Source organism: Chryseobacterium sp. SIMBA_029, from assembly GCF_046535275.1.
Classification (GTDB): domain Bacteria; phylum Bacteroidota; class Bacteroidia; order Flavobacteriales; family Weeksellaceae; genus Chryseobacterium.
The window spans coordinates 1-249 of record NZ_JAWRXA010000660.1; the positions used below are offsets into that span (position 1 = coordinate 1).

General features: G+C 43.4%; 1 protein-coding gene. It reads right to left on the reverse strand.

The features are described 5' to 3' along the window. Window positions 1-249: aldehyde dehydrogenase family protein (locus SB679_RS25625; protein ID WP_410705184.1), on the reverse strand; the 249-nt coding region annotated here is incomplete at both ends.

Sequence of the window (249 nt, forward strand, 5' to 3'; positions counted from 1 at the left end):
TCAAGCATCATTTTATGATTCTCTCTTCCTATTCCAGACTGCTTATATCCTCCGAAAGGTGCTCCTGCCGGATACGAATGATATTGATTTACCCAAACTCTTCCTGCCTCAATCTGGCGCGGAATATTGTATAGCTGATAGGCATCCCTCGTCCAAACTCCGGCTCCTAGTCCGTAGATGGTATCATTGGCTATTTTTATGGCTTCTTCTTCATCTTTAAAGGTTGTAAATGCCAACACAGGACCAAAG